The 16,137-nt window shown below is 53.5% G+C and carries 16 protein-coding genes and 1 other RNA gene; 6 read left to right on the forward strand and 11 right to left on the reverse strand.

Annotated elements, in window-relative coordinates:
* Window positions 1-216: 216 nt before the first annotated feature.
* The 4 genes from dapB to grpE form a co-directional block, all read right to left on the reverse strand.
* The gene (dapB, locus tag MWU62_RS05025) at window positions 217-1,017 is read right to left on the reverse strand and encodes a 4-hydroxy-tetrahydrodipicolinate reductase (protein ID WP_247113834.1); all 801 of its coding nucleotides are present in this window, start codon (window positions 1,015-1,017) and stop codon (window positions 217-219) included.
* A 24-nt stretch (window positions 1,018-1,041) separates the two neighbouring features.
* Window positions 1,042-2,172 carry a molecular chaperone DnaJ gene (gene dnaJ / locus MWU62_RS05030; protein WP_247113835.1) on the reverse strand — a complete coding sequence of 377 codons (1,131 nt, stop codon included), beginning with the start codon at window positions 2,170-2,172 and terminating at the stop codon, window positions 1,042-1,044.
* Between the two features lie 77 nt (window positions 2,173-2,249).
* The gene (gene dnaK, locus MWU62_RS05035; RefSeq protein ID WP_247113836.1) at window positions 2,250-4,169 is read right to left on the reverse strand and encodes a molecular chaperone DnaK; all 1,920 of its coding nucleotides are present in this window, start codon (window positions 4,167-4,169) and stop codon (window positions 2,250-2,252) included.
* Window positions 4,170-4,272: 103 nt separating this feature from the next.
* The gene (gene grpE, locus MWU62_RS05040) at window positions 4,273-4,872 is read right to left on the reverse strand and encodes a nucleotide exchange factor GrpE (protein WP_247113837.1); all 600 of its coding nucleotides are present in this window, start codon (window positions 4,870-4,872) and stop codon (window positions 4,273-4,275) included.
* 246 nt (window positions 4,873-5,118) lie between these two features.
* Here grpE and recN point away from each other — a divergent pair, with 246 nt between their 5' ends.
* A complete protein-coding gene (gene recN / locus MWU62_RS05045; protein ID WP_247113838.1) occupies window positions 5,119-6,798 on the forward strand; it encodes a DNA repair protein RecN in 1,680 nt (559 codons plus the stop codon).
* 106 nt (window positions 6,799-6,904) lie between these two features.
* Here recN and fur read toward each other — a convergent pair whose 3' ends face one another.
* Window positions 6,905-7,312, reverse strand: a complete 408-nt coding sequence (fur, locus tag MWU62_RS05050) for a ferric iron uptake transcriptional regulator (protein WP_247113839.1) — start codon at window positions 7,310-7,312, stop codon at window positions 6,905-6,907.
* 122 nt (window positions 7,313-7,434) lie between these two features.
* Here fur and MWU62_RS05055 point away from each other — a divergent pair, with 122 nt between their 5' ends.
* Window positions 7,435-7,761 carry an outer membrane protein assembly factor BamE gene (locus MWU62_RS05055; RefSeq protein ID WP_247113840.1) on the forward strand — a complete coding sequence of 109 codons (327 nt, stop codon included), beginning with the start codon at window positions 7,435-7,437 and terminating at the stop codon, window positions 7,759-7,761.
* 5 nt (window positions 7,762-7,766) lie between these two features.
* Here the strand turns inward: MWU62_RS05055 and MWU62_RS05060 are convergent, their stop codons facing one another.
* The 3 genes from MWU62_RS05060 to MWU62_RS05070 form a co-directional block, all read right to left on the reverse strand.
* Window positions 7,767-8,048: an RnfH family protein gene (locus tag MWU62_RS05060; protein WP_247114120.1), complete on the reverse strand. Its 282-nt coding sequence runs from the start codon at window positions 8,046-8,048 to the stop codon at window positions 7,767-7,769.
* The gene (locus MWU62_RS05065; protein WP_247113841.1) at window positions 8,048-8,491 is read right to left on the reverse strand and encodes a type II toxin-antitoxin system RatA family toxin; all 444 of its coding nucleotides are present in this window, start codon (window positions 8,489-8,491) and stop codon (window positions 8,048-8,050) included. The genes MWU62_RS05060 and MWU62_RS05065 overlap by 1 nt, the downstream gene beginning before the upstream one ends.
* A gap of 75 nt (window positions 8,492-8,566) precedes the next feature.
* A complete protein-coding gene (locus MWU62_RS05070) occupies window positions 8,567-10,192 on the reverse strand; it encodes a sodium-dependent transporter (RefSeq protein WP_247113842.1) in 1,626 nt (541 codons plus the stop codon).
* A 178-nt stretch (window positions 10,193-10,370) separates the two neighbouring features.
* On the opposite strand from MWU62_RS05070, the gene smpB reads away from it, so the two are divergent.
* From smpB to MWU62_RS05090, 4 genes are all read left to right on the forward strand, one after another.
* On the forward strand, window positions 10,371-10,850 hold the full coding sequence (gene smpB / locus MWU62_RS05075) for an SsrA-binding protein SmpB (protein WP_200362072.1): 480 nt from the start codon (window positions 10,371-10,373) through the stop codon (window positions 10,848-10,850).
* Window positions 10,851-10,918: 68 nt separating this feature from the next.
* Complete coding sequence (locus tag MWU62_RS05080; protein WP_247113843.1) at window positions 10,919-12,337, forward strand: wax ester/triacylglycerol synthase family O-acyltransferase; 1,419 nt, start codon at window positions 10,919-10,921, stop codon at window positions 12,335-12,337.
* Window positions 12,338-12,437: 100 nt separating this feature from the next.
* Window positions 12,438-12,800: a transfer-messenger RNA gene (gene ssrA, locus MWU62_RS05085) on the forward strand.
* Window positions 12,801-13,085: 285 nt separating this feature from the next.
* A complete protein-coding gene (locus MWU62_RS05090) occupies window positions 13,086-13,925 on the forward strand; it encodes a phytanoyl-CoA dioxygenase family protein (protein ID WP_247113844.1) in 840 nt (279 codons plus the stop codon).
* Here the strand turns inward: MWU62_RS05090 and MWU62_RS05095 are convergent.
* The 3 genes from MWU62_RS05095 to MWU62_RS05105 are packed head-to-tail and all read right to left on the reverse strand — an operon-like array spanning window position 13,860 to window position 16,105.
* The gene (locus tag MWU62_RS05095) at window positions 13,860-14,927 is read right to left on the reverse strand and encodes an FUSC family protein (RefSeq protein WP_247113845.1); all 1,068 of its coding nucleotides are present in this window, start codon (window positions 14,925-14,927) and stop codon (window positions 13,860-13,862) included. The genes MWU62_RS05090 and MWU62_RS05095 overlap by 66 nt on opposite strands.
* Window positions 14,928-14,936: 9 nt before the next feature.
* Window positions 14,937-15,542: an efflux RND transporter periplasmic adaptor subunit gene (locus tag MWU62_RS05100; protein WP_247113846.1), complete on the reverse strand. Its 606-nt coding sequence runs from the start codon at window positions 15,540-15,542 to the stop codon at window positions 14,937-14,939.
* Window positions 15,497-16,105, reverse strand: coding sequence for a biotin/lipoyl-binding protein (locus tag MWU62_RS05105; RefSeq protein WP_247113847.1), 609 nt, complete (start codon window positions 16,103-16,105; stop codon window positions 15,497-15,499). The genes MWU62_RS05100 and MWU62_RS05105 overlap by 46 nt, the downstream gene beginning before the upstream one ends.
* Between the last annotated feature and the right edge of the window lie 32 nt (window positions 16,106-16,137).

Raw genomic sequence — 16,137 nt, forward strand, 5'->3', positions numbered from 1 at the left:
AAGCCTACGCTTGCTGCAGTTAAACCGCCTTATTATATAAAAATTGCGGTTTTGTGTCCATGTAAAATGTCACATGACTCCTGCACCGGTGGCGCACTGGGATCATCGTCCGGGAAACGCTACAAGCACTTCCCTGTGCGCTTGTCTCCGGCCGTCCATGGCCTCCGACATTCCCGGACGATGATCCCAGCCCGCCACCTCAGAGCTGCCTTTGACTTACCTCAAGCTCAAAACATCCTGCATGTCATACAAGCCTGCAGGCTTATCTTTCAGCCACAAAGCCGCTCGCATGGCACCTTTTGCGAAGGTCATCCGACTGCTTGCCTTGTGAGTGATTTCGATGCGTTCGCCTTCGGTGGCGAAGAGTACTGTGTGGTCGCCCACTACGTCACCGGCGCGAATGGTTTCGAAACCGATTTCCTTGCGAGTGCGTTCGCCAGTGAAGCCTTCACGGCCATAGACTGCACATTCTTTGAGGTCGCGATCGAGTGCATCAGCAACTACTTCGCCCATGCGCAGGGCTGTACCGGAAGGTGCGTCTTTTTTGTGGCGGTGGTGGGCTTCGATGATTTCGACGTCGTAGTCATCCCCCAGCGTGGCTGCCGCCGTGCGCAGGAGGTTGAGCACTACGTTTACCCCCACACTCATGTTGGGCGCGAATACAATCGGGGTAGATTCTGCAGCCAAGGCCAACTGCTGTTTTTCGGCATCGGTCAGGCCGGTGGTTCCGATAATCAGCATTTTGCCGTTGGCTTTGCAGAACTCCGCATTTTCCAGAGTAAGATCCGGAAAGGTGAAATCGACGAGCACGTCGAAATCATCTTTTACGTCAGCAAGGGTACCTGCCATCTTTACGCCGGTTTTGCCAATACTGCTCATTTCGCCGGCATCGGCTCCGATGAGACTGCTGCCCGGCTCTACGATGGCCGCACCAAGTTCCAGCCCTTCCGTGCCGTCAACCGCTTCAATTAGCACTTTTCCCATGCGCCCGGCGGCGCCGATGATTGCTACCCTCATGATTTTATCCTTATATGCAGCGGATCAGAATTTCATTTCGTCGAAGAAGCTCTTAACACCCTCAAACCACGAAGTTTTCTTGGGCGCGTGGTTTGTTCCGTTGTTGCTTCCGTCGAGGGTTACCTGAAACTCTTCAAGCAATTCTTTCTGCCGCTTGGTCAGGTTAACCGGTGTTTCGACAATCACTCGGCACAGCAGGTCACCAGACGGACCTCCTCGAACCGGGCTAACGCCTTTGTTACGCAGGCGGAAGAGTTTACCCGTTTGGGTTTCTGCCGGGATTCTTAGTTTCACGCGACCGTCTAGCGTCGGCACTTCCAACTCACCACCGAGTGTGGCGTCGATAATGCTGATGGGCACTTCGCAATATAGGTTGCGGCCGTCGCGGGTGAAAATGGAATGCTCCCTAACGGACATCTGTACATACAGATCGCCTGAGGGGCCGCCATCGATACCCATTTCGCCTTCACCAGAAAGCCGTATACGGTCACCGGTATCTACGCCAGGTGGAACTTTAACGGAGAGTGTCTTCTCCTCACGCACCCTGCCCTGACCATGGCAAGACTTACAAGGATTCTTAATAATCTGACCAGAGCCACGGCACGTGGGGCAAGCCTGCTGCACTGCAAAGAAGCCTTGCTGCATACGCACTTGGCCCATACCTTTACAGGTTCCACAGGTTTCAGGGCGGGAGCCTTTCTCCGCGCCACTGCCCTCACAGGTGTCGCATTCGCGGTGCCCGGGGATTGTAATCTTGACGGTTTTACCTTTTACCGCCTCTTCAAGGTCCAGCTCTAAGGTATAGCGCAAATCCGAACCACGGGTGTTACGGCCGCCTCGGCCACCGCCACCAAAGATGTCACCAAACACATCACCAAAGATGTCGGAGAAATTGCCGCCGCCGCCACCAAATCCGCCACCAGCCTGACCATCCACACCAGCATGACCGTACTGATCGTATGCCGCGCGCTTGGATTGATCTGCCAGTATTTCGTAGGCTTCGCTGGCCTCCTTGAACTTATTCTCGGCGTCTTTATCTTCAGGATTACGGTCGGGATGATATTTCATCGCGAGCTTTCTATACGCCCGCTTGATGTCTTTCTCGTCCGCATCCCGGGAAACTCCGAGAATGTCGTAATAATCGCGCTTGGCCATGCTTTAAAACCCTGTTTTTTAAACGCGGAAAACGCGGATTAACTCCGCGTTTTCCAACTACCTGATGTACGTCAGAATTACTTCTTTTCGTCGTCTTTGACTTCTTCGAACTCGGCGTCCACCGCATCGTCAGCTGGCTGAGCTTCTTCCTGCCCGCCTGCCTGCTGCGCCTGACCATCCTGATCTGCGTACATCTTCTGAGCCAGCTCACCTGAAACCTCGGTCAACTTCTGCGTCTTGGCTTCAATATCATCCTTGTCGGAACCGGTCAGCGCTTCTTCAAGCTCCTTGATCGCGGTTTCGATAGACTCTTTCTCGCTGTCGCTAACTTTGTCAGCTGCATCAGTCAGGGTCTTGCGTACAGCGTGAACCATGGCATCGCCTTGGTTACGAGCCTGAACCAACTCTTCAAACTTGCGATCTTCCTCAGCGTTCGCCTCGGCATCCTGCACCATCTTTTCGATTTCATCATCGTTAAGACCAGAAGAGGCCTTGATCACGATGGACTGTTCTTTGCCAGTCGCCTTATCTTTCGCAGACACGTTCAGAATACCGTTGGCATCGATATCGAAGGTTACTTCGATCTGTGGGACACCACGCGAGGCTGGCGGAATGTCGGCCAGATCGAATCGACCCAAGGACTTGTTCTGAGTCGCCTGTTTGCGCTCACCCTGAACAACGTGAATGGTCACTGCTGTTTGGTTATCTTCTGCCGTAGAGAAGGTTTGCGACTTCTTGGTCGGAATCGTTGTGTTCTTGTCTATTACCGGTGTGGCCACACCCCCCATGGTTTCAATGCCCAAGGTTAGTGGCGTTACGTCCAGTAGCAGAACGTCTTTTACATCTCCGGAAAGTACCGCTGCCTGAATTGCAGCACCCATGGCAACAGCTTCGTCCGGGTTTACGTCCTTACGGGCTTCTTTGCCAAAGAACTCTTTCACCTTTTCCTGAACCAGTGGCATACGTGTTTGGCCACCAACCAGAATCACTTCGTCTACTTCGCCGACGCTCAGGCCGGAGTCTTTCAAAGCAACCTTACAGGGCTCGAGGCTGCGCTGGACCAGATCTTCAACCAGCGATTCAAGCTTGGCTCGGGTCAGCTTCACATTCATGTGCTTGGGACCGCTGGCATCTGCAGTAATATATGGCAGATTTACGTCGGTCTGCTGGCTACTGGAAAGCTCGATCTTGGCTTTCTCACCGGCTTCTTTCAGGCGCTGCATGGCCAGAGAGTCGCCACGTAGGTCGATACCACTGTCTTTCTTGAACTGGTCGGCGAGGAATTCGATGATCTTCATATCGAAGTCTTCACCACCCAAGAAGGTGTCACCGTTGGTTGCTAACACCTCAAACTGGTGCTCGCCATCCACATCTGCGATTTCGATGATGGAGAGGTCGAAGGTACCGCCGCCCAAGTCGTAAACCGCCACAGTGCGATCGCCGCTTTTCTTGTCCAGACCATAAGCCAGCGCAGCTGCAGTCGGCTCGTTGATAATACGCTTCACTTCCAGACCGGCAATGCGGCCAGCGTCTTTAGTGGCCTGACGCTGGCTGTCGTTAAAGTAGGCCGGAACAGTGATAACCGCTTCGGTTACTTTCTCACCCAGATAATCTTCTGCAGTTTTCTTCATCTTTTTAAGAATTTCTGCAGACACCTGAGGCGGTGCCATTTTCTGGCCTTTAACTTCTACCCAGGCATCACCGTTGTCTGCCTCGGAGATCTTGTAAGGCACCATCTTAATATCTTTCTGAACAACGTCGTCTTTAAACCGACGACCAATCAGACGCTTGATGGCATAAATGGTGTTTTGGGGATTCGTAACTGCCTGACGCTTGGCTGACTGACCCACCAGAATTTCATTGTCATCGGTGTACGCGATGATAGACGGGGTGGTGCGATCACCTTCAGCGTTTTCAATAACCCGGACTTTGTCGCCATCCATGATGGCCACACACGAGTTGGTGGTTCCAAGGTCGATACCGATAATCTTGCTCATTGATTCACTCCAGTTCTTCTGAATGCTGTACTTAATGGTTGCCCGGAAACATTAATTCCGGCTGATTCTGTTTAATGGCTATATTGGCGCTTTAGCTGGTTTTTCAAGCCTGCTCATCAATTTTTGGTGCGTCTTGAGCCTTGGCCACCATCACCATTGCAGGACGAACCACACGACCGTTAAGTAGATAGCCTTTCTGCACAACAGCTACCACGCTGTTCGGCTCGGCATCCGGTGCTGGCACCATTGACATAGCTTCGTGCTGCTGGGGATCGAACGGTTCGCCAACGGGGTTCAGCGGCTCAACGTTGAACTTCTTCAAACTCGAAACAAACAAATTGAGCGTCATCTCCACACCTTGACGGATAGAGGCCACCAACTCACCGGCAGTTTCCTGACCCTCGGTACTCTCTACCGCTTTCTCAAGACTGTCCGCTACAGGAAGCAGCTCTTTAACGAACTTCTCCAGCGCAAACTTATGCGCTTTCTGGACGTCCATCTCAGCCCGACGACGCACGTTCTGCATTTCAGCCTGCAACCGCAGCATCTGCTCCTGAGAATCTTGAAGCTGCTCTTTTAGCGCATCCAGCTCAGAAACCTCATCCTGCTGAACTTCTCCTTCTGCTTGCATTTCTTCTGCCGCCGCCTCTGCGGCCTCATTCAATTCTTCAACTTGCTCGTTGCGGTTTTCGTCGCTGTTCATGACTACTCCTGCCAGATCTTCGGTGGCCGGTTTAAACGCGGCCCATTGAACATAGGCTCCGGCCTCGCAGAGCCGGAAGAATGTTATTGCGAACGAATATGGGGTTTGCCGTGCAGGTTTCAACCACCACAGGTCGCATTCCTGAAGAAAATCTCACTGATGAGTTTGCAAACACGAAATCACCTGTATATATTCACAGTCACTGTATGAAACAACAGTATATTTCGAAGAGCGGAGGTTATCTGCATGCTCACACAGCTCACCGTTTCCAACTACGCGATTGCAGAGCGAGTCGAACTGCAATTCAATAAAGGAATGACAGCCCTCACAGGCGAAACTGGCGCCGGCAAGTCCATTGTTCTGGACGCTCTTGGCCTAGCTATGGGGGGCCGTGCTGACGCAGGAGCAGTGAGGCATGGCGCAAAGCGTGCAGATATTACCGCCACATTTGACGTTGCGGGCATTCCCGAGGCTTTCCAATGGCTTGAACGCCATGAACTGGATGATGACAGCGACTGCATTCTACGGCGGGTAATCAGTAAAGATGGGCGCTCAAGGGCTTACATTAACGGCCAACCCTGCCCGCTTGCGCATCTGAAAGATCTGGGCGGGCTACTGATGGACATTCATAGCCAACACCAACATCAATCACTCCTGCGCAAAGAAACACACCGCAAGCTGATTGACGAGTTCTCTGGCGCGGAAACGCTTGCCAGCCAGACTCGCGAAGCCTGGAAAGTCTGGAGCCAAATCCGCACAAAGTTGACCGAACGGCAGCAAAATGCAGAAGAGTCTGAAGCCAAGCTGCAACTTCTGCGCTATCAAGTGGAAGAACTTGACCGGCTCGCACTAGAAAGCGGCGAGCAGGAGCAGCTAGAGCAGGAACAGGCACACCTGAACCAAGCTGACGCCATTCTTCACAACAGTCACCAGGCAGCCCTACTGTGCACCGAAGATGAAACCAGCGCAGCAGGTTTGGTTCGTCAGGCGCTGCAGCAGCTGGAGCAGTTACCGGTTGAGGTGCCCGCGTTAGCCGACACCATTCAAATGCTCAACGAAGCTCAAATACAGATCAGCGAAGCGGGCGACAACCTCCGCCACTTTGTGGATGACTACGAGGCAGACCCCGCGCGTCTGAGCGAAGTTGATGACAGGCTCAGCGCGATATATCAAATGGCCCGTAAGCATCGCATCAACCCCGAGGAGCTTCCCGAGTTCCATAAACGACAAAGCGCGGAGCTTGCCGAACTGGACGGTGGCGAAGGTAGCCTAGAGAAGCTGGAAGAGGAGCTGGAAAGCCATCGAGACCGCTTTAATCAGCTGGCGGACAAGCTTTCAGAAATGCGAGCCAAGGCAGCGGGCGAGCTGGACCAGCGAATTGCTGGCGAACTGGCTCAGCTAAGCATGCCGTCAGTTCAGTTTGTTACTCACCTAAGCCGCAACAATCAGGATGAACCAGCACCGCACGGACTGGAAGAAATAGAGTTCTTGGTGAGTGCCAACCCGGGGCAACCCGCAAGACCTCTCGCCAAAGTTGCTTCCGGCGGCGAACTGTCACGCATCAGCCTCGCGATTCAGGTAGTTGTTGCTCAAACTTCGACAACACCAACCTTGATCTTTGACGAAGTGGATGTCGGCATTGGTGGCGGCACAGCAGAGGTGGTTGGCAAGCTATTGCGCTCATTGGGAGCCAACGGCCAAGTAATCTGCGTGACCCACTTGCCACAGGTTGCAGCCCAGTGCCACCAACACTTATTTGTTAGCAAATTCACTCAGCAAGACGCGACTTTCTCGAAAATCGAATCTCTGGACGATCAGGGAAGAATTAGTGAAGTTGCAAGAATGCTAGGCGGTGTGGATATGACCGAACACACTCTTGCCCACGCGACAGAAATGTTTTCTAAGGGACAGGCCACCCATCACTGATCAGGTGGCACAGACGAAATCCCTTCTCCATTCCCCCTCTCAACTTTGAGAGCTGTTGGGGCAGGCTTAACGGCCTGCCCCTTTTTTATGTTCTTAGAACTGGAGCTTACTTTAGGGGCTTAACGTAAAGGATCAGGCTGTGCTCGACAATTTCATAGCCATGTTCTTTCGCTATCTTTTGTTGACGCTCTTCAATTACATCATCAACAAACTCAATCACTTGCCCTGTTTGAGTACAAACCATGTGGTCGTGATGGTCTTCTCCAGCCATCTCGAATACTGCATGGCCGCCTTCAAAGTTGTGGCGTAGCACCAGCCCTGCGGTCTCAAACTGGGTAAGTACGCGGTACACAGTGGCCAGACCCACATCGTCACCCTGATCCAGAAGCCGTTTATACACATCCTCGGCGCTGAGGTGGTGATCCTTGGCGTTTTCCAGAATGTTGAATATCTTCACTCTCGGTAGAGTTACTTTAAGACCGACTTTTCGTAGTTCGGCGTTTTCAGATGACATGTTACTATTCACTCTTTGGTGTGCCTCACGGCTTCCGGTATGATGAAGCCGCCATTTAACGGTTAACCCGTGCCACACCTGCCCTTGGCAGGCGATTTCAAGATAGAGGATTTCCTCCGGCGATGCAAAAGCTCACAGCTCTCGTTCTCACTCTGATTCTATCCGGTTGCGCTTTTCCGGGCGTTTATAAGATCAACGTCCAACAAGGCAACATTGTAACTGCTGAAGAGCTGTCCAAACTCAACGAAGGCATGCCGCGCAATCAGGTTCAGGCGTTGCTCGGGAGCCCTTTAATGCTCAACCCCGTCGATAGATCACGGGAGTACTACGTTTACACCTTCCAACGTCGCGGCGGCGATATCCAAGAGCAGCGCATCATCGTCTATTACGACGCTGACCGTTACTCCCATTACGAAGCACAATTATTAGACGAAACGCCTGCTTACTGAGCCGATCAAGACTTCTTTTTGGCCCGATTCAGGCGCGCCTGCTTCGGGTCGATCTTGAGCGGACGGTACAGCTCTACCCGGTCTCCATCCCTCAACTCATGCTCCGCCGGCTTTTTGATTACCTTGCCAAAAATTCCCATATCGATCGAATCCGCGTCGATTTCGGGGAAAATTGCGACAATGCCAGATAATTTTACGGCTTCAATCGCCGATGTACCTTCAGGCACCTGAACCTTCAAGATTTCCTGCTTGTCTGGCCGGGCGTAAGCCACTTCAACCTGCGGCATCATGCGCCCCCTTTGTAGATGTCATCAGCACGACGGCAGAATGCATCCACCATAGTTGTCGCTGCCTGATTAAACACAGGCCCAAAGGTCATTCGCGATAGGGAGCCGGAAAACTCAAACTCCAGCGTCAAAATCACTTTGCACGCATTGTCATCCAATGCTTTGAAGTGCCAGCGCCCTGAGAGATTGCGAAACGGGCCATCCACAAGATTCATTTCAATGGCCTCCGGCATCAGCAGCTGGTTGCGCGTAGTGAGCTTGTGCCGCACTCCGCCTTTGGCAATTTCCAGCGACGCCATAATCTGATCCGAGTTTTGCTGGTGAATTTCGGCACCTGAGCACCACGGCAAAAACTCGGGATAACGGGCAATATCATTTACCAAGTGAAACATGCGCTCAGCAGAGTGCATAACCAGAGCTGTTTTATCAATCTGATGGGGCATCGGAACCGGTTGTCCTGCTTACAAATACACATTAAGACCGACCGCAGCCGCTAAAAAACAAAAAGATAGCTGCAATCAAACGCTATGATAAAGGATATCGTCGTCTTTAGGGGCACTTTCAGTGCCCGGCTGCGGCTCAGTGGGCTTATTTTCAGGTGCTTGCTCTGCCGGGAGCAGTTCTCCCACCCCGTCAGCCGATCTATCAGCGCCTACACTACTCTCGCCCGCACCCACCGGTTCAGAAGCTTCTCCACCACCTTCCAGCTCAACCATATTTGGCGTCAGTTCGCACCAAAACGCTTCACTGCCATTGTCGCATAGGCTACCGAGTGAACTCGCGGTGTAATGAATGCCGATATAGATAACAACCAGAGGCAAAACCAAGCGCATCACCCAAAACCAGATTGCGCCAAAAATTCCGGGCGTTTTCCCCAGCATGGTTTTAGATAGATTGCGTGTTAGCCCCCAGCCGGTAAACAGCGCGATAAGTACGGCCACCAGCGGAATCATCAAACCGCCGGTTAACAGCTCCAACCAACGAAAAACCGTCGCTCCACCTACCCGGTACTCCGCCCAAAGGTTGAACGAAAACAGGGACGCCAGCCCCGCAAGCCAGACGACAATCCCCACCAAAAAGACTGACAGGCCCCGGGGTGCCGCCGTCCACTCACGAAACCAACCAACTACCGGCTCAAGCAAAGCCAAAGAGGTTGACCACACAATCATCACAACCATCAGGAACACAGCAGTAATAATGAACTGGCTTGAGGGCAATTCAGACAGCGTTACCGGAAGCGAAATAAATAAAAGGCTAAAACCGCGCTCTCCGTCAAACACATTGCTTTGCGAAGCCATCGCAAAAATCATCAACCCAGCCAAAATCGCAACCAAGGTATCCATCAAAACAACGGCTAAAATGGAACGTTTAAGCTGGGTGTGCGGCGTGGTGTACGCGCCCAAAATCGCCCACACCCCCATGCCTAACCCCAAGGTGTAGAACGCATGAAACAGCGCAGCACTCAGGCTTCCCCAGGTAAGGTCCTGCGGGTGCATTTCAATAATTTGACTGACTGCAGCATCAATTCTTCCGTACCACACAGCAAGCCCGAACAGTACCAGTAACAGCACCAAGGTGGCTGGCACTACGATTCTATAGGCGCGTTCAAGCCCTCCGACGACCCCTTGGCCAGACACCCACAGCACCATAATTAAGAAGAATGCATGCCAACCCATGAACACACGAAACTCTCGCGGATCGGACACTAACCCCGAAAGGATGCCGGTGGCACTTACTTGGTCTACCCCGGAAAACTTACTTGTGGCACCAAAAAAGACATAGGCCAACGCAATAGCGCCAAACACTGCAGTGAACGATAGAACCAAAAAGGCACTCAACACGCTGAGCCTACCCACGGCCATCCAAAGTCGCGAGCGTTTTGCACTGCGAATCAGGCCGTCCATCGCCAGTACAATGCCATGCCGGGCGTGACGGCCTATGGCGGCTTCAGTCACCATCAGAGGCAAGGTGACCAGCAACAGACAACCGAGATACAACAAAATAAACAGTCCGCCGCCGTGCAGGCTGGCCAAATAGGGAAACTGCCAAAGATTGGCCAGACCCACAGTTGCACCCACTGCAGCCCAGAAGAAGGTTGTTTTTCGGGTAAACGACCCGATATGTGTCTGGTATGGCGTCGGCATTTTCGCCTCAGAAAGTATTGGTCACCCTATTGTAGCCGAAGGGCTCCTTTAGGCACGACCTGCCAGCACCTTTGAAGGCCATTTCGTGACCAGTCTGGCACTCCTGAGCTACAATGCCCGTTTTGCCGGTCTGCGTAAGATCGGCCCGTTCATTCGTCCGCATCCGGATAATTGATTCATGAGCAAGAAAAAACCCGGTACGCCGAGCAGTACCATCGCCCTTAACAAAAAGGCGAAACACGAATACCACATAGAAGAACGCTTTGAGGCGGGGCTTGTACTACTCGGCTGGGAAGTGAAATCACTAAGAGCTGGCAAGGCCCAGATTACTGATGCCTACGTGTTGCTAAAAGATGGCGAGGCGTTCCTTTTTGGAAGCCACTTCCAGCCACTTACGGCTGCCTCCACTCACGTAATTGCCGACCCCACTCGCACTCGCAAGCTACTGCTTCACGCCAAAGAGCTGGCCAAGCTGATTGGGGAAACGAGCCAGGCGGGCCAAACCTGTGTGCCTCTGGCTTTGTATTGGAAAAAGAACAAAGTGAAGTGTGAAATTGCTTTGGTGAAAGGCAAAAAACTATTCGACAAGCGCGCCACAGAGAAAGAGCGGGACTGGAATCGCCAGAAACAGCGCATTTTGCGTGACGGCAACGCCTGACCGCCCCCTATGCACCGTTTTTTATCCTGCCTATACTGCAGGATCGGTGCATCGCAGAGGGAGGGCTTATGTCACCAAAACGAACTCAAATGACCTCGGTTGATCGCTCTTGGTTGCGCATGGACACACCAAGCAATCCAATGATGATCTCGGCCGTTCTGGTATTTGACAAGCCGATCGCCATCAACCGTCTAAAGCTCATCCTCAATGAACGCTTTTTGCGTTTTCAGAGGTTCCGCCAGCGCATTGTTGATGAAGGTGACAAGGTATATTGGCAAGACGACCCGCTGTTCGATATCGACAACCACCTACACCGGATAGCGTTACCGGGAAAGGCGGGCAAAGCCGAACTCCAAGCACTCACCAGTGACCTGAACAGCACCTCTCTGGATCTGCGCCACCCCCTCTGGCAAATTCACTATATAGACAACTACCAAGGCGGCTGCGCACTTCTAATACGCATCCATCATTGTATTGCCGATGGCATTTCTCTGGTGAGGGTACTGCTTTCACTTACTGACAAAACGCCGGAGCCCACAGGTAGACGGGTTGCTCCGCTTAAGGCAAGAGAGAAACCGGTATCCTCAATAGTGAGCCGCCTTCTGCACCGCACCCTCGACACAACCGAAGCGGCAACAGATCAGGCCCGCTTATTCATGCAATCGGTTCGCGCAGAACCAAACTACCCGCTGAAACTCGCCACTGCCGCTACCGGCGTTGCAGCGGACTTGCTCAAACTGGGTCTTTCGCCCTTCGAGCCCAAAACCTGCCTTAAAAGCCCGCTTTCTGGGCGAAAAAAAGTTGCTTGGGCCGAACCACTAGATCTGGCGGAAGTGAAAGCCTGCGCTAAAGCGCTGGGCGGCACCGTCAACGATATATTGTTGTGCGCAACCACGGGCGCTCTGCACAGGCATTTTAAAGCGAGCAAAGAAGTTATTCCGGATTGCGGCATTCGTGTGGCGGTGCCTTTTAATCTGCGGCCACTCAATCAACCGATCGAAACACTTGGAAACCAGTTTGGTCTGGTGCTGGTTTGCCTACCGGTTGAAATCGCGGATCCGATCATGTGCTTTCGGCAGGTGCAGGAAAACATGAACCGCCTCAAACAGTCCTATCAAGCACAAGTTACTTACAGCTTGCTGGATCTATTCGGGCGGGGCCCGGACATTCTGGAGCGACGTGCGTTGGACTTGCTCAGCAACAAGGCCTCCGCAGTGCTTACCAACGTGCCCGGCCCCAGAGAGCCGGTTTATCTGGCAGGCAGCAAGTTGGTGCAACCCATGTTCTGGGTACCACAAAGCGGCAATATCGGAATTGGCATGAGTATTTTCAGCTACGCGGGTACCGTACAGTTCGGCATTACAGTAGACAAAGCCATTCACGCAGACCCTAACGCCGTAATGAACTACTTCCACGAAAGCTTCAAAGCACTGAGCTACGCTGCTCTGGCAGGCCGCCAGCAAAGCAATACGCGCCAGGCCTCGTAGGCGTTAAAGCGGAAATTAGAAGGGCATGAATGCCGCCTGTGCAAAACAACAACAAAGAGGCCTTGAAGTCAGGCAAGGCGCCCACATATACTGTGAGTAAGGGGACGACATGGCTTCGACGCTGGTGGCGAACCCTTGGGTGCATGTCGAGATGGCAGCGAATCTCGTTAATCCAAAGCTGCAATGCAATAGTCGCAAACGACGAAAACTACGCACTAGCAGCGTAAGCTGCTAGTCGTCCTGACTGGGTCGCCCGTAGCCCAGAGCTACATCTCAGGACGTCATCGCTTACGGGATGCTCCGTTATCCAGAGTTCACTGGCTAACGGCTAAGATTTAAAGAACTCGCCTCTTGCACCCTGGCCTTCGGGTCGCTTGAGGTTAAATCAATTGAAGGACATAAACATGTAGATCTCAAGGCATAGTGCTGGCGGACGCGGGTTCAATTCCCGCCGTCTCCACCAAATTAACCGAAAAAAGCTCCTGACTTCAGGAGCTTTTTTCGTTTCTAAAGCAATACTTTTAGGCGAAGCGTTAACAAAAACACCTGCATATCACTGGCTACATGCGCTTACAGCGCCCCCTACATAGGAGCCACCTATGAGCACCTTAAGTTTAGACGGTTCCAAGCTTTCCCAATCTGTATTCGAAATCACCCGAAAAAACACAAGAGTATTTTAGAATAAAGGTTTACCTCTTCACATGGCCGGTGGAAAACCACTTTAATGACCAATAACGAGGAATGCCCAATGTCTGAATCATTCGATGCGCAGCGCTACAAAAAAGGCGATCACGCAAAAACCCACCGGCGACTGAAACCGGGGGCCGAGCGTAACACCTTGGAAGTGGGGCAAGACTTCGAGAAGCTGATGCGTGACGGCTATGTCATCATCGAAAATCTGATCCCCCTTGAAACCTGCGCCACGATCAAAGAAGAAGGCCTTGCCCTGCTCGGCCAGACCGGACGAAACCCATTCGAGGGGCACCAGACACAACGGGTCTACAACGTGTTATCCAAAACCAGAGCAACTGATCAGCTCGCGGTGCATCCAAGAATTCTAGGGCTAATGGATCGGCTGTTCGAGCCCAGCTTTTTGTTGTCCCAAAGCCAAATCATCAACATTCTTCCCGGCGAGGCTCCACAGGGGCTGCATCACGATGATGCCTTCTATCGCCTGCCCCGCCCCCGTCAGCCACTGGGCGCCGCAACCGTGTGGGCGATTGATGACTTCACCGAAGACAATGGCGCTACCGTCATCGTGCCTGAGAGTCACCTGTGGGGAAGCGATCGGCACGCAAAACGAGCCGACGCCATACCCGCCGTCATGCCGGCCGGTTCCGTGGTGTTCTTTCTGGGAACCACCTGGCATGGCGGCGGCAAAAATACCTCATCACATGCGCGCTTCGCCGTTACTCATCAATACTGCGAAGCCTATATGCGGCAGCAGGAGAATTATCTGCTTGAGCTGTCCAAGGAGACCGTGCGCTCCATGTGTCCTGAGCTGCAGGCTCTGGTTGGCTACTCAATCTATCCGCCGTTCATGGGCATGGTCGAGGGTATGCACCCGCTGCGTTTGCTGGAGAGTTGATTCACGCCACTGAGTCAGCGTATCCAAAGCGGCAACCGCAAATGCTGCCATAAACGCCCCTGTTACGGTGAGTATAATGCGCGTAAAAGTGGCGTAGTCGGCGTCCTGAGTCGACAGCGCACCGGCAATCAGAGAGAGCGCAACTGACATAGCGTACTGATAAACGTTGCTTGGATGCCGTCCCTCAAGCATCTTGTTCCCCAGCAACAAGCAGCCCAGAAATATCAAGCCCATCAGAACTGGCAGATGAGACGACACCGTAAACAGCGCCAACACTCCAAGCGCAAGGGCGCCACCATAAACGGTTGCACGTATTCGCTGACCTGCCTCCGAGAAGACCGTGCCGCGCGTTGGGAACACCAGAACCATGGCGGCAATGACGGCCATCATCATGTCCGACGGCTCCATCACGGCATATAGCCAGAAACTGAGCCCCAGCAGGACCGTGGCACGAATGGCGGCACCAATGTTCGCTTTTCCCTGCCCCGGCCTGGGATTATCTACGTGTTGCTCAGTGGTGTGGGGCGGGAACAAGGCATACGCCAGTGGTGCCAGCAGCAGCGCCACCAAAGCCGCCTGAAAAAATCCGTCACGCATTGATTCAACGGTTGCCGCACCATGCATGCCCATCACCGACATCAGGACTGTGACAATCACAATAAGCATGCCGCCCGGTGCACCGGTTTTCAGAATGGCGCGGAATCCGAGGAAATAAAGCAGCCACATCACGAGAACGTAAACCGCCGGCATTGGTCGCAGTTGTTGCACCAGCCAGGCCATCACGAACGTCAGGACGATCATTGCCAGGGGCCCGCCAATCGCTTTGCCGGCGCTGAACGCTTTGCGTTGTGCGCCAATCAAACCAACGGGCAGTGCCGCAACGATGGGAGGCAGCGCCGGGTTGATCAAAACCACCGCCAGATAGGACATCATACCCACAAAAGCCAAACGCACAGCGTAAAGCGGATCGTCATTTGCCTCGGGGCGCGGAGTAACGTACATGGCGGCCCCTCAGTGCAGGAAGCTGAACCAGGATTGCAGGCGCTGAAGTGCGCTGGCGACCCAGGCAGTCGGATTGCCAGTGCCGGATGCCAGCACTACGACGTTCACTTTACCCCCGATCCGAGTCTTGCTGGGCCAGGATTCCATTCCTTGCGCAAGTTCGATGCGAACAGGTATGCGGCGGGCAGGCTCAAACCAACGATTATTGGGTTGATTGACCACAAGCCCACCTTCCACGTTCCGGCCGGGGTTGATCCCCCAGGCAACACTCTGCACACGGCCCTCGAAAATCCTGCCGGGCACGGCATCGAACAGCAGGCGTGCCGGGTCGCCAGGCTCAATGTTCTGCAACTGGTTTTCTCTGAGATCAACGGTCACCCACGCGGCCTCTGCGTCAATGAAGGTCAGTGCGGGTTTACCTGCACCAATGAACTGCCCGTCTGAAAGCGTAACGTTGGTCACTACACCGAAGTGAGGTGCCGTGACCCGGGTCGAAGCGAGGTCGTATTGCGTCTGGGCAAGTTGAGCCTCCGCAGCAAGAACCTGCGGATTATCCTCTCCCTTGGGCCCTAACTGCGCGCGAGCGCTGCGCAGATTGGCTTGCGCACTCTGCAATTGAGCCTCTGCGTCGGCCACCCTGTGCGGGCCTGGTCGGCATCACTGGCGGAAATCACACCCCGCTGTTCCAGCCGCAGCAGGCGATCTGCTTCCGTCCGGGCATTATCCAGTGCGACCCGCGCCTGGGTTACGCTGGCTTGCGCAGCGACCAGTGACGCGCCGGATGCGCTAACATTCTGCAGGGCAGTCTTAAGATTGGCCTCTGCCTGTCGCACTGCGAGCTCGAAGGGTCGTCGCTCTATAGAAAACAGCGGTTCCCCCGACCCGACAACCGCATTGTCCGCAACCCATACGTCCGTTACCTGCCCGGAAACGCGAGGCGCAATTTGAACCACATTTGCCGAAACGATACCCCGCGAAGAGGATGGTGCCATACGATCCATCAGGGCATAGCCCAGAACGAGTAACGCCAGAAGGGCCGCAACCGCCGCTGAAACTGCCTTGGCCGGGTTCCGTTTTTCTACTGTACTGGCTTCACTATTCGACAGCTCCTTGCCCGCCTTGTGCATAAGGTCATCGCTGTCATCTTGCGACTGATTTTGCTGATCACTCTCGTTCATTATGTAATCCCACTTGAAATCCAGCTCGTTAT

It is taken from the genome of Marinobacter sp. S6332, from assembly GCF_023016045.1.
Lineage (GTDB): Bacteria > Pseudomonadota > Gammaproteobacteria > Pseudomonadales > Oleiphilaceae > Marinobacter.

What these genes read in the sequence shown, in the direction of transcription:
- dapB (WP_247113834.1), bottom strand. Translation starts at nt 1,017, where the DNA reads ATGAGGGTAGCAATCATCGGCGCCGCCGGGCGCATGGGAAAAGTGCTA.
- dnaJ (WP_247113835.1), bottom strand. Translation starts at nt 2,172, where the DNA reads ATGGCCAAGCGCGATTATTACGACATTCTCGGAGTTTCCCGGGATGCG.
- dnaK (WP_247113836.1), bottom strand. Translation starts at nt 4,169, where the DNA reads ATGAGCAAGATTATCGGTATCGACCTTGGAACCACCAACTCGTGTGTG.
- grpE (WP_247113837.1), bottom strand. Translation starts at nt 4,872, where the DNA reads ATGAACAGCGACGAAAACCGCAACGAGCAAGTTGAAGAATTGAATGAG.
- recN (WP_247113838.1), top strand. Translation starts at nt 5,119, where the DNA reads ATGCTCACACAGCTCACCGTTTCCAACTACGCGATTGCAGAGCGAGTC.
- fur (WP_247113839.1), bottom strand. Translation starts at nt 7,312, where the DNA reads ATGTCATCTGAAAACGCCGAACTACGAAAAGTCGGTCTTAAAGTAACT.
- MWU62_RS05055 (WP_247113840.1), top strand. Translation starts at nt 7,435, where the DNA reads ATGCAAAAGCTCACAGCTCTCGTTCTCACTCTGATTCTATCCGGTTGC.
- MWU62_RS05060 (WP_247114120.1), bottom strand. Translation starts at nt 8,048, where the DNA reads ATGCCGCAGGTTGAAGTGGCTTACGCCCGGCCAGACAAGCAGGAAATC.
- MWU62_RS05065 (WP_247113841.1), bottom strand. Translation starts at nt 8,491, where the DNA reads ATGCCCCATCAGATTGATAAAACAGCTCTGGTTATGCACTCTGCTGAG.
- MWU62_RS05070 (WP_247113842.1), bottom strand. Translation starts at nt 10,192, where the DNA reads ATGCCGACGCCATACCAGACACATATCGGGTCGTTTACCCGAAAAACA.
- smpB (WP_200362072.1), top strand. Translation starts at nt 10,371, where the DNA reads ATGAGCAAGAAAAAACCCGGTACGCCGAGCAGTACCATCGCCCTTAAC.
- MWU62_RS05080 (WP_247113843.1), top strand. Translation starts at nt 10,919, where the DNA reads ATGTCACCAAAACGAACTCAAATGACCTCGGTTGATCGCTCTTGGTTG.
- MWU62_RS05090 (WP_247113844.1), top strand. Translation starts at nt 13,086, where the DNA reads ATGTCTGAATCATTCGATGCGCAGCGCTACAAAAAAGGCGATCACGCA.
- MWU62_RS05095 (WP_247113845.1), bottom strand. Translation starts at nt 14,927, where the DNA reads ATGTACGTTACTCCGCGCCCCGAGGCAAATGACGATCCGCTTTACGCT.
- MWU62_RS05105 (WP_247113847.1), bottom strand. Translation starts at nt 16,105, where the DNA reads ATGAACGAGAGTGATCAGCAAAATCAGTCGCAAGATGACAGCGATGAC.